The sequence below is a fragment of the Nocardiopsis metallicus genome (assembly GCF_014201115.1).
Classification (GTDB): domain Bacteria; phylum Actinomycetota; class Actinomycetes; order Streptosporangiales; family Streptosporangiaceae; genus Nocardiopsis; species Nocardiopsis metallicus.
The window spans coordinates 7,592,520-7,605,723 of the sequence record NZ_JACHDO010000001.1 but is presented as its reverse complement, the minus strand read 5'-3'; the positions used below and the strand labels follow the sequence as shown (position 1 = coordinate 7,605,723).

Sequence of the window (13,204 nt, the reverse complement as noted above, 5' to 3'; positions counted from 1 at the left end):
CGACAACACGGCGGGCGCGGCGACTCCGGGCCGGAGGAGAGGGCCCGGGCGCACCTTCAGCTGAACGTCCGGGGCGGCGGAGTTTGTTCCAGGTGTCAGAGCGGGCTGGTGAGCCAGTCCTTGAGGACGGGCAGCCAGGGCCCCTCGGGGATGAGGTGGGCGTCGTGGAACTCCTCTTCCAGGTCGGCCCGGCGGGTGGCGGGGCGGCGGTCGGTCAACTCCCTCGTCTGGGCGTCGGTGAAGATACCGAACTCGGCGAAGACCGCCAGGGTGGGGACCCGCAGTCCCTCCCACTCGGACCAGCGGGGCTCCCGGAGCCCTTCCATGGTCGCTTCCATGACGGCGGGGTCGAAGCGGGGGACGAATCCCTCGGGAGTCTCCACGAGGTCGGCGACCCAGACAGCGCTGAGGGCGTCTGGGCCCAGGAAGGCACGGGCCGCTTCCCGGCTGGGGAAGGGCACCGGCCAGGAGGCCAGGAACGCTCCGATCCGGGTCGCGGTCTCGGGGCCGTCTCCCCCGGGGTGGCACTCCAGCAGGGTGAGGCGTTCCACCAGATCCGGTCGGGCGCTCGCGGTGAGCATGGCGGTGTGGGCGCCCATGGAGTGGCCCACGAGCCGGACCGGGGAGTCCGCGAGTTCCTCGATGACGGCGACGGTGTCCGCGACGAAGGCCTCGCGGGAGGTGTCCGCGGGGCGGGAGGTGCTGCGGCCGTGGCCGCGCTGGTCCACCAGGAGCACCCGGAAGAGGGGTGCCAGGGCCCGCGCCGTGGGCCAGAACTCGCGCGCGCTCCCGGCCAGGCCGTGCAGGATCACGACCGGCGGGCCCGCCCCCGCGGTGTCCAGGACGTGCAGGTCGGTGCCCTCCCGGTGGATCCACCGGGAGAGCACCCGTGCCCCGTCTCGGTTCACCTCGAGCTCTTCCTCTTGGAGACGGCCCGCTTCAGGGTCGTCCACCTGGAGACGGTCCGGTTCGGCTTCCCTCCCTCGGAAACGATCCGGTCGACCTCCTCGGCGGTGCGGAGAGCGTGCTCCTCCAACATGGTGAAGTGGTCACCCGGGACCTCCACCCAGTCGTGGGGGATCGGCCAGCTCCAGTCCAGGCCGAGTTTGGTCCCGGCCGCGGTGACCACCGCCTCGGTGGGCCGCACCTGAACCGTCGGACCCGACCACTCCGAAGGACGCCAGGTGGAGAACAGGTCGAGGTAGGCGCCCATCGCGGTCAGGCGGGTGGTGTCCAGGAGTTCGAACTCGTGCGCCCGTTCGGTGACGAACTCCGTCACCATGGGCAGAAGGTCGTCGTCGCCGGGCACCACCGTGTCGAGCAGGACGGCCTTGGCGGGCGGGGTCCCCCGGCTGGAGAGCTCCTCGGCGACGGCGTGGGCCGTCCAGCCGCCGGAGGAGCGGCCCACCAGGATGAACGGGCGCCCGTCGGCCGCGGCGAGGGCTTGGTCGGCCTGGGTCCGCACGAAGGTGTCCAGGTCAGCGGGGAGTTCCTCGCCCTCCAGGTAGCCCGGAGCGGAGAGCACGTGGACCCTGCGTCGTCCCTGCCACCGGTTGGCGAACCGTGAGAACTCGTGCGGGCCGGAGGTCATGACCAGTGACGGGTGGCAGATCAGGACGGGTTCTTCCGGACCCGTGGCCAGCGTGGTGGCGGCGGACCGCGACGCCCCGGTGAAGACCGCGCGGGATCGGGAGGCGGCAAGGGCGAGGTCCACGGCCTGCTTGGGGCGGTGTGCGGCACACGCGTCCAAGAAGAGGCCGATCAGGCTGTCGTCGGATTTCGCCTCGCGGCTCCGACCGCCGCGGGCTCCGTCAGCGGTGGTCGCCCCGCCCGCCACCGGGGCGGGTCCGCCCATCTCCTGGTCGAGGTGGTGCGCCAGGGCCCGGGGTGTGGGGAACTGGAACACCAGGGTGGCGGGCAGGCGCAGCCCGGTGATCTCCTGGAGGTGGTTGCGCAGTTCCACGGCGGTCAGCGAGTCGAACCCGGCCCCGGGGAACTCCTGGTGGGCGCCGTACTCCAGGTAGCCCAGGATCTCCGCGGCCCGTTCGCACACCAGCCGGGTGAGCAGCTCCCGGCGCTCGGCGCCGGGCGGAACCGCGACCACCGCTTCGGTACCGCGTCCGCTCCGGTCCGGGGCGCGTACCAGCCCTCGCATCAGCGGAGGTACCGATCCCTGGGTGACCGCTCGGGTGCGCAGCCCGACCAGGTCCAGCGGGGAGGGCACCAGATGGGCGCGGTCCGAGGCCAGCGCGGCGTCCAGGAGCGCGCACCCCTCGCGGTCACCGATCCCCTGGACCCCCCAGGTACGGGACATCCGGTTCGCGGACACCTCGCTCATCTCCGCGAACTCCCCCGACTCCACCAACCAGCGCCCCCAGGCCAGGGACTGGGCCGGCAGGCCCAGCTCGCGGCGGTGCGCGGCGAGGGCGTCCAGGTAGGCGTTGGCGGCCGAGTAGGCCGCCTGGCCCGCGCTGCCGAACACCCCGGCGGCGGAGGAGAACAGGACGAACGCGTCCAGGTCGCTGTGGGCGGTGAGCCGGTGCAGGTTCCAGGCGCCCACGGCCTTGGGGCCCATCACACGGGCGACCGTGTCCGCGGTCAGACCGGTGAAGGTGGCGTCGTCGATCACCGCGGCCGCGTGCACGACGGCCGAGACCGGTACCTCGGCGAGAAGGTCCCCCAACCGCTCGGCGTCGGAGACGTCGCAGGCCTCGACCCGGACCCCGGCGCCCAGGGCGGTGAGGTCGGCGACCAGAGCATCGGCCCCCGGGGCGCGGGGGCCCTGGCGGCTGACCAGGAGGAGGTCGTCGACACCGTGCCGGACGACCAGGTGGCGGGCGACCAGGGCGCCGAGCCGACCGGTGGCACCGGTGATCAGAACCGTTCCACCGGGACGGAAGCGGGTGGCCAGCTCCAGGACCGCCTTGCCGACGTTGCGGCCGCGCTGCATGACCTGGAACGCCTCCGGGGCCTCCTCGATCGGGTACCGGGTGAGGGGGGCGCGGGGCAGGGTGCCGGCTGTGAGGAGCGGCAACAGGGCGGCGAAGGCCCGCTGGATCCGGTCCGGCCCCGACTCCAGGACGTTGAAGGCCCGGTAGACGATGCCCTCGGGGACGCCGTCCGCGCCGAGCAGCTCGTTGCGGCCCAGTTCCACGAACCGGCCGCCCGGTCCGAGCAGCCTCAGCGAGGCGGGGATCGCCTCGCCCGTGAGGGAGTTGAGGACCACGTCCACGGTGTCGGCGGCCGCGCGGAACTGCTTCTCGAAGCCGAGTTCACGCGAGTGCGCGATCTCGGCCTCGCCCAGTCCGGACGAGCGGAGCAGGTCCCACTTCTCGGGGCTGGCCGTGGCGAGCACCCGGGCGCCCAGGTGCCGTGCCAGGCCGAGCGCAGCCTGGCCCACCCCGCCCGCGGCGGAGTGGACGAGCACGGTCTCGCCCTCACGCAGCCCGGCCTCCTCGACCAGGGCGAGGTAGGCGGTCAGGTACACGGCGGGGACGGCGGCCGCCTCCGCGTGGTCCCAGCCCTCGGGGACCCTGGCCAGGTACCGGTGGTCGGCCACCGCGACCGGGCCGAAGGCGCCGGGGAAGAGCCCCATCACCCGGTCGCCCGGGCACAGGTCTCCGGCCTCGCCCCCGGTCTCCAGAACCACTCCGGAACCCTCGTTGCCGATGTCGCCGGGCTCGGGGTACATGCCCACGGTCATCAGGACGTCGCGGAAGTTCAGGCCGGCGGCGCGGACGGCGACCCGCACCTCGTGCGGGGCGAGCGGACGTTCGGGCACGGGGACGTAGGTGAGGCCGTCGAGGACGCCCCGGCCGTCGGCGTGCAGCCGCCAGCCCGGGCTGCGGGCGGGCGGGAGGGTGGCGGTGTCCGCCTCGGAGCGGCTGCGGGCCAGACGCGGCGCGTGGAGCCGTCCGCCCCGGACGGCCAGCCGGGGTTCCCCTGTGCGCAACGCCGCGGCGATCAGTTCGGTGCCGGTCTCGGAACCGGTCAGGTCGGTGTCCAGCAGCAGGAACCGGCCGGGGTTCTCGGTCTCGGCGGAAGCGATGAGCCCCCACAGCGCCGCGCCGGACGGGTCCGCGGGCAGACTGGTATCGCCGGGCAGGCTGACGGCGCCGCGGGTGAGCACGACGAACCTGGTGGCGGCGTAGCGGTCGTCGTCCACCCAGCCCCGCAGCTGTTCCAGGGCACCGGTCAGCCGTTCGAGGGCCCGCTCGGGGTCGGCGTTCGCCTGTTCGAGGCTCTGGGTACCGCCGGATCCGGCACCCTCGTCACCTGGGGCCAGCACGATCACGTCGGGCGCCTCGGCGCACTCCTGAGGCCGACGGTCCACCCCGGCCAGATCACCCGCCACCGCCCAGGTTCCGGGGTCGGGGAGAACGGTCCCCCCGGGTATCGCGATCTCCTCCCAGTCCTGGTGGAAGAGCGCGTCCTGGTCCGCTTGGGCCGCCGGGGCGGCTTCCCGGACGGAGAGGGAGTCCACGCTCAGGACCGGTCCCCCCTCGGGGTCGGTGACCAGGATCCCGTAGGTGTCCTCACCGGTCCGGGTGAGCTGGACCCGGACCCGCCCCGGGGCGCCCGGCGCGTGCAGCCGCACCCCGCTCCAGCCGAAGGGCATCAGGAGCCGGGGAGCCTGGTCGGCTTCCGCCTCGAGCAGAAGCAGGGACTGGAGCCCGGCGTCGAGCAGGACCGGATGCGGGCCGGTCATCGCCTCGGCGTCGGCGGGCAGGGGTTCGGGCCCGGCCTCGGCCCACGTCCGAGGGCCGTCGGCCCGGACGGCGCGCAACCCCTGGAAGGCGGGCCCGTACCCGATGCCCCGGGCCTCGAAGAGCGCGTAGGCGTCCGCCACCGTGAGTTCGGTGGCCTCCGGGCCCGGGGTGAGGGGGGACGGGGCGGGGGCCCTGGTGGCAGGGGCCAGCAGGCCCTCGGCGTGCGTGGCCCACTCCTGCCCGTCGGCGGAGGACGACAGGAGGCGGAAGGCGCGCGTTCCACGCAGGTCGGGGGCCTCCACGATGACCTGGACCGGGGTGCCCGGCCCCTCGGGGTCGAGTTCCAGGGGGGCGCTCAGGGTCAGTTCGGCGATCTCGGGCCGGTCGCAGAGCCGTCCGACGCGCAGCAGCAGCTCCACCGCGGCGGTTCCGGGCAGGATCGTCCGCCCGGAAACCGTGTGTTCGGTCAGCCAGGGAGCACGCGCGGGGTCGAGCCGACCGGTGAAGAGGGTCTGGCCGGTCGCGCCGATCGGTGTCCAGGCGCCGATCAGGGGGTGGTCGGCGGCGCTGAGGCCGACCGAGGAGGGGTCACCCGAGAGTCGGGGCTCGTCCAGCCAGTACCTCCGGCGCTGGAAGGGGTAGGTGGGAAGGTCGACGTCGCGGCCGCCATCGCCCAGCACCCGTTCCCAGTCGACGCCGATCCCCTGGCAGTGGGCTTCGGCCAGCGCCGCCAGGAAGCGGTCTCCGGTGTCCTCGTCCCGGCGCAGGGTGTGCACCACCGGGAGGTCAGCGGCCCCGGCGGCCTCCAGGGTCTGGCGCAGCGGCACCGACAGCACCGGGTGCGCGCCGACCTCGACGAACGCGTGGCTGACCGGGGCCAGGCGGCGGACCACCGGTTCGAGGAGTACGCCGTGGCGCAGGTTCCGGTACCAGTAACCGGCGTCGAGCGTAGTCCCGTCCACGGGCTCCGCCGACGGTTCGTCCCCGGGTTTCCACGTGGGTGAGGGTGCCACGGTGGAGTACAGGGGTACGGTGCCCGGCCGGGGCCGGAGGTCGGCCAGGGCGGCCCGCACCTCCTCCTCGACCCGGTCCACGAGGAAGCAGTGCGAGGTGTAGTCGACCGGGATGCGCCGCACGAAGGTCCCGTCCTTCTCACGGGCGGCCACGAAGCCGTGGACTGCCTCGGCACTGCCCGCGACCGTGCTGGTCTCGGGGCCGTTGGCGCCCGCGAGGGCGAGCTGTCCCTCCTGCCCGTCGATCAGGCCCGCGACCTCGTCCATGCCCAGTCCCACCACAGCGATGCCGCCCTCACCCGCGACCTTGCCGAGCGCGCGCGAGCGGGCCACGACCACCCGGGCCCCGTCCTCGAGCGAAAGGATCCCGGCCACGCAGGCGGCCGCCACCTCGCCCTGGGAGTGGCCGACCACGGCGGAGGGCTCGACACCCGCGGCCCGCCACAGCCGGGCCAGGGAGACCAGCACCGCCCACAGGGCCGGTTGCAGGACGTCCACGGGGGCGTCCTCGCCCATGAACCGCGGGGCTCCGGGGTCCTCGCGCAGAACCGCGGACAGGGACCAGTCGACGTGGGGTGCCAGGGCCCGTTCGCACTCGGCCACGGACGCGGCGAAGACCGGGGAGTCAGCCATCAGGCCTTTGGCCATGCCCGCCCACTGGCCGCCTTGGCCGGGGAAGACGAAGACCGGTTGTTCGGAGTGGCCGGACCGGCGGGCCTCGCCGGTGACCACGCTCGCCGCGCACCCGTCCGTTCCCGCGCTCCCAGCCAGGGCACGCAGCCCTGCGGTGAGGGACTCGGGGTCGGCGCCGATGACGGCCGCGCGCTGGACGAACCGGCCGCGTGTGCTGGCCAGGGCGCGGGCGACGTCGGCGGGCGGCGCGGCGCCGCCCGGGTGGTCGGCCAGCCGGGCGGCCTGTTCGCTGAGCGCCGTCCTGTCGCGGGCGGACAGCAGCCAGGCGGTCCGCCCCGTGACCAACGGCCCGGTCAGGGGCCCGGAGTCCGACGAGCCCTCCTGGGTCTCCGAGGCGTCCGGGGTCCCCGACGCGGCGCCACCCGTTCCGGGGGAGGGTTCCGGGGCCTCCTCCAGCACGATGTGGACGTTGGTCCCGCTGATCCCGAAGGACGACACACCCGCGCGGCGCACGCGCTCGCCGCGCGGCCAGTTTCTTGCCCCCGACAGCGGCCGCACACCGCCCGAGGCCCAGTCCACCAGGGGCGAGGGTTCCTCGGCGTGCAGGGTTCGCGGCAGCCGCTCACGACCAAGGGCCAGCACCAGCTTCATGATCCCGACCGCCCCGGCCGCCGCCTGGGTGTGCCCCAGGTTGGACTTGACCGACCCCAGCCACAGGGGGTCCCCCTGCCGGTCACCGAACACCTCCAGGAGGGCCTCGGCCTCGATCGGGTCGCCGAGTTCGGTCCCGGTTCCGTGCGCCTCCACCGCGTCGATGTCGTCGGGGGTCAGCCCGGCGTCGGCCAGCGCGGCCCGGACCACCCGCGATTGCGCGGGGCCGTTGGGGGCGGTCAGCCCGCTGGAGGCGCCGTCCTGGTTGACCGCGCCGCCCCGGATCACCGCCAGGACCCGGTGCCCGGAGCGCTCGGCGTCCGAGAGCCGTTCCAGGACGAGGGCGGCGGCCCCCTCAGCGAACCCGGTGCCGTCGGCCCCGGCGCCGAAGGCCTTGCAACGACCGTCCGCGGAGAGCACCCCCTGCTTCGCGGACTCCGCGAAGAGAGACGGCCCCGACATCACGGTCGCCCCGCCCGCCAGCGCCAGAGAGCACTCTCCCTGGCGCAGGGACCGCACGGCGAGCTGAACGGCGGTCAGCGAGGAGGAACAGGCAGTGTCCACGGTCAGCGCGGGCCCCCGCAGCCCCAGGGTGTAGGCGATCCGACCCGAGGCCACGCTGGCGGCGGTGCCGGTCATCAGGTACCCCTCCGCTCCCTCGGGCATGGGCACCCGGCCCGAGGTGGTGGTACGGGCGTAGTCGGTCGTGCTGATCCCGGTGAAGACGCCGGTGGGCGTCTGCGCCAGGGAGGCGGGGTCGATCCCGGCGCGTTCGAGGGACTCCCAGGTCACCTCCAGCATGAGCCGCTGCTGGGGGTCCATCGCCTCGGCCTCGCGCGGCGAGATACCGAAGAAGGCGGCATCGAAACCGGCCGCGTCGTCGAGGAAACCCCCGCCCGCGGACATGCCCGGACGGCCGCGCATGTCCTCCACGTCCCAGCCCCGGTCGTCCGGCAGGTCACCGATGGCGTCGGCGCCCCGTTCCAGCAGGTCCCAGAGTTCCTCCGGACTGTTCACTCCTCCGGGCAGACGGCAGCCCATGCCCACCACGGCGATCGGCTCGTTGTCGCGCTCCCGCAGCCGCGTGAGCTCGGCGCGGGTGCGCCGCAGGTCGGCGGTGACCCGTTTGAGGTAGTCGAGAACCTGTGCGTCGTCGGTCATGGGCATGCCTCGCCGATTCACGTCGCGGCACCGGGGTGCCGGGGTTGGGCTGTGCTTGTCGCTGGTCTTCGTGTGGTGGCTGGCAGAACTCGGTCACCCGGGGCGGGGTACGCCCGCCCCGGGTGGGAATCAGTCGCCCAGGGTCTCGTCGATGAGCGCGAAGAGCTCTTCCCTGGAGGCCCTCTCCAGGTCGGGGTCGTCCGACCCCGGCTCCCGAAGGGGCGGGGTACCCGGCTCCAGGCGCAGTAGCAGAGCGCGGAGACGGTCCGCGACGGCGGAGGCCCCGGCGGCACCGGATCCGCCGCCCCCGGTCTCGCCCTTGAACTCGTCAAGGGCGGCGACGAGTCCGTCGAGGCGTTCCAGGACGACCTGCTCCGCGCTGCCGAACACCCGCTCCTCGACGTGTCGGGCCAGTGCGGCGCAGGTGGGGTGGTCGAAGGCGACCGCCGGGGGAAGGCGGACCCCGGTGAGCGCGGAGAGCCGATTGCGCAGTTCCACCGCCGTGACCGAGTCCATGCCCAGGTCCTTCAGGCCGCGGTCGGTCGGAACGTCCCCGCCTGATCCGTATCCGAGGACGGCCGCCACGTGTTCGCACACGTGCTCGGTGAGCACGCGGACGCGTTCGGCCCGTGCCGCACCGGACAGCCGGGCCCGCAGGTCAGTGACGACCGTCTCCGGGGAGGGACCGGCCGTCTGGCCGGACGGCGCCCCGGCCCCGGCCGGGGCGAGATCGGTGATCAGGGGACTGGGCCGGTTCGCGGTGAAGGCCACCCGAAAACGCGGCCAGTCGATGTCGGCGACGGCCAGCGCGGTCAGGTCGTGGTCCAGGGCCCGGCGCAGCCCCTCCACCGCGGGTGCCGGTTCCATCGTGGGCAGTCCGTGCCGGCTCAGGAGACCCGCCACCGCCTCGCGACCGGCCATCCCGGCCCCCTTCCAGGCGCCCCAGGCGATCGATGTCGCGGGCAGCCCCAGGGACCGGCGGTAGTGGGCGAAGGACTCACAGAAGACGTTACCGGGCGCGTAGTTGCCCTGGCCGGTCACACCGAAGACGGCACCCACCGACGAGAACAACACGAAGGCCGACAGGTCCAGACCTCGCGTGAGCGCGTGCAGATGCACGGCTCCGTCCGCCTTGGCGCGCAGGACGCGGCCGATGGACTCCGGGCCGAGGTCTGCCACGGGGGCATCGTCCAGTTCCGCGGCGGTGTGGAAGACCGCCGTGAGGGGGAGGCCCTCCGGGATGCGGGACAGCGCCTCGGCGAGCTGGGCCCGGTCACCGACGTCACAGGCGACCAGGGTGACCTCCGCACCCGCCGCGCGCAACTCAGCGGTGAGTTCCCCGGCGCCCGGGGCGTCGGGACCGCGGCGGCTGAGCAGAAGAAGGTGCTCCGCGCCTCGCGCCGCGAGCCAGCGTGCCGTGTGCGCGCCCAGGCCACCGGTACCACCGGTGACCAGGGCCGTGCCCGAGGGCCTCCAGTCCCGGATCCCGGTCCCGCTGACCGGGACGCGGGCGAGCCGCCGGGCCGACAGGGTCCGCCCGCGCACCGCGAGCTGGTCCTCGCCGACCGCGGCCTCGCCGGCCAGGACCGTGGCCAGGACGGCCCCGCTCTCCGTGTCGTCGGGGTCGGGGAGGTCGACCAGACCGCCCCACCGGTCCGTGTGCTCCTGGGCCGCCACCCGGCCGAAGCCCCACAGCAGCGCGGCGGCGGGGTCGCTCACCCCGGACCCGCTGTCGACCGCGCCGCTGGTGAGGCACCACAGCCGCGCGTCGGTCCCAGTGCCGAGCAGGGCCTGGAGAACGAGGACGGCGTCCCGGTGGGCTGGCGCTTCGGACGGGGGAGCGACCTCGCCGGGAGCGGTGTCTGTGGGATCCGTGTCCCCGTGTGCCCGGTCCAGGGCGGTGGTCAGCAGGACCCCGGCGATACTCCCGGCACCGTCCCGGACGCCTTCGACCAGGGCGGTCACTGCCTCGCGCCCAGCACCGTCCGGCAGGTCGAGGACGCGCGTGCGGTGGCCGCGCGCCTCGAGGGCGCAAACACAGCTCCGGAGGGCCGGGCCGAGCCGGGAGCCGACCAGCAGCCAGGTGCCCCGGCCACCGGCCGCGTCCGGCAGGGCTGTCTGAGCGGGCGGGGCGGCGGGGGCCTCGGCGGAGGCCGGGACGGGCACCCACTCCTCGCGGTAGGTCCACTCGTCGGCGCAGGCGCCGGAACCGGCTCCGGAGGAAGCGTCGTGGGCGTCTTCCCGGGCCCGGTCGGCACCGGGTCCCGGCCGCCAGTAGCGCTGGCGTTGAAAGGCGTAGGTGGGCAGGGCGACCTGAGCGGCCTCCGGACCGAAGAGCGGAGTCCAGTCGAGGTCTACCCCGTGGCTGTGGGCCTGGCCCAGGGAGGTCAGGAAGCGGACCGGCCCGCCCTCGTCCCTGCGCAGGGTGCCGAAGGCGACCGTCTCCTCGGCCCCCGCGGCCTCGGCGGTCTCCTGGACCGAGGGTGTCAGCACCGGGTGCGGCCCGACCTCGACGAACACGTCGTGTCCGGCGGCGACCAGGGCCTCGGTGGCCTCGGCGAAGCGCACGGGTTCGCGCAGGCCCCGGAACCAGTAGGCCGCGTCGAGCAGCTGCCCGTCCAGGAGAGCGCCGGTCAGGGTGGAGTACAGGGGGATTCCCGGCAGTTCGGGGGCGATCCCGGACAGCTCCGACTCGATCCGGTCGCGCAGGAGATCCACGGACGGTGAGTGCGACGCGTAGTCCACGGCGATCATCCTGGCTCGGACACCATCGGCCTCGCACTCCTTGACCAGCTGGGCCACGGCTTCGGGTTCACCCGCCACGACCGTGTTCGACGGGCTGTTGACGCCGGCCACCACGACCCGGTCCGCCCACACGTCCAGGCGCTCGCGCACGGCCGCCGCAGGACTGGCGACCGAGGCCATCGCCCCGGTCCCGGCCAGGTCGAGCACGGCACGGCTGCGCAGGGCCACCACCTTCGCCGCGTCCTCCAGGGTCAGGGCACCGGCGATGTGCGCGGCGGCGACCTCTCCCTGTGAGTGCCCGACCACGGCGGCCGGGGTCAGGCCGTGGACCATCCACAGCCGGGCCAGGGAGACCATGACCGCCCACAGTGCGGGCTGGACGACGTCCACGCGGTCGAGGGAGGGCGCGCCGTCAGCGCCTCGGAGCACGTCGGCCAGCCGCCACCCGACATGGGGTGCAAGAGCGCGTTCGCAGGCCGCCATGTGCCGGGCGAACTCGGGCGAGGAGTCCAGCAATTCGACCGCCATGCCCTCCCACTGCCCGCCCTGACCGGGGAAGACCAGCACGGGGCGGCGGTCGGGGCGGGCCCGGCCGGTGGCGGTGGTCGCCCCCGGGGCCCCCGTCTCCAGGGAGGACAGCGCCGTGAGGAGCTGGTCGCGGTCACCGCCGACGACCACCGCCCGGTATTCCAGCGCGGACCGGATCGTGGACAGGGACAGGGCGACGTCCGCCGGGTCGAGGCCGGGCCGGGCGCGGGCGTGCTCGTGCAGCCGCACGGCCTGGGCAGCCAGGGCCTGGGGGGTGCGGGCGGACAGCGGCCAGGCGGTGGCCCCGGTCACCGAGGCCGCGCGCGGGCGGCCCGACGAAGCGTCCTTCTCCGGAACGCGGGCTTCGGGATCGGCGCCCCCGGGGTCGGGGGCCTGCTCCAGGATGAGGTGGGCGTTGGTGCCGCTCATCCCGAACGAGGAGACGGCGGCCCTGCGCGGCCGGTCACCGCCGGTCCAGGGGCGCGGTTCGTGCAGCAGTCGGATCCCGCCGTCCCAGTCGACGTGCGTGGTGGGCCGGTCCGCGTGCAGGGTGGGGGGCATGACGCCGTGGCGTAGCGCCTCGACCGTCTTGATCACCCCGGCCACCCCGGCGGCGGCCTGCGGGTGCCCGATGTTGGACTTGAGCGAGCCCAACCAGAGCGGCCGGTCCTCGGTTCGGTCCCGGCCGTAGGCGGCTATCAGCGCCTGGGCCTCGATGGGGTCGCCCAGGGACGTCCCGGTGCCGTGTGCCTCGACCAGGTCGACGTCGGCCGGGGCCAGGCCGGAATCGGCCAGGGCGCGGCCGATCACGCGGGTCTGGGAGGGGCCGTTGGGCGCGGTGAGCCCGTTGGACGCACCGTCCTGGTTGACCGCTCCGCCTCTGATCACCGCGAGGACCTGACGGCCGTTGCGGTGCGCGTCGGACAGGCGTTCCAGGACGACCAGGCCAGCACCCTCCGAGAACGCGGCGCCGTCAGCGTCCCGGGAGAACGCCTTGCAGCGGCCGTCGGGGGCCACCCCCCGCAGCCGGGTGAACTCGGTGAGGGTACCGGGGCCCGACATGACCGTGGCGCCCCCGGCCAGGGCGAGCGAGCAGTCGCCATCGCGCAGGGCGCGCACGGCCAGGTGCAGGGCCACCAGCGAGGACGAACAGGCGGTGTCCACCGTGAGCGCCGGACCGACCAGGCCCAGGCAGTAGGAGATGCGGCCGGAGGCGACACTCGCCGAAACCCCGGTCAGGGTGAGGCCGTCCGTGGTCATCCGGTGGACCGGTGGACCGTACTCCTGCTGGTTCAGACCCACGTAGACGCCGGTGTCGCTGCCGGCAAGGGAGTCCGGGGCGATACCCGCGCGTTCGATCGTCTCCCAGGCGAGTTCGAGCAGGATGCGCTGCTGGGGGTCCATCGCCTCGGCCTCGCGCGGCGATATGCCGAAGAACGCCGCATCGAAGTCGAAGACGTCCCGTAGGAAAGAGCCCCGGTCCATGTCGACGTGTCGGCCGTCTTCTCCCTCGGCCAGGAGTCCGGCCAGGTCCCAGCCCCGGTCGTCAGGGAAGGGGCCGACCGCCTCCCGCCCTTCGGAGACCATTTCCCACAGCTGTTCCGGGGTGTCGACACCGCCGGGAAGGCGGCAGCCCGTACCCACGATCGCGATCGGCTCCGGCACGGAACCGCCTTCCAGTTCCGCACGCAGGCGCGAGTTCTCCTTCATCGCGGTCCTGAGTGCCGCTACCAGGCGTTCGCTTTCGCTGCTCAAACCCAGTCT

Annotated in this window: 3 protein-coding genes; all 3 read right to left on the bottom strand. The window is 74.2% G+C overall.

Annotated features, from left to right (window positions below; translation table 11 throughout):
* Positions 1-95: 95 nt before the first annotated feature.
* Positions 96-953: an alpha/beta fold hydrolase gene (locus HNR07_RS33405; protein WP_312894045.1), complete on the bottom strand. Its 858-nt coding sequence runs from the start codon at positions 951-953 to the stop codon at positions 96-98.
* Entirely contained in the window at positions 905-8,167 is a 7,263-nt protein-coding gene (locus HNR07_RS33400; protein WP_184370836.1) for a type I polyketide synthase, read from the bottom strand. Before HNR07_RS33400 ends, HNR07_RS33405 begins: the two co-directional genes overlap by 49 nt.
* Before the next feature lie 129 nt (positions 8,168-8,296).
* Positions 8,297-13,195 (bottom strand): type I polyketide synthase, encoded by a 4,899-nt coding sequence (locus HNR07_RS33395; protein WP_376769968.1) that lies wholly within the window; start codon positions 13,193-13,195, stop codon positions 8,297-8,299.
* Positions 13,196-13,204 lie beyond the last annotated feature (9 nt).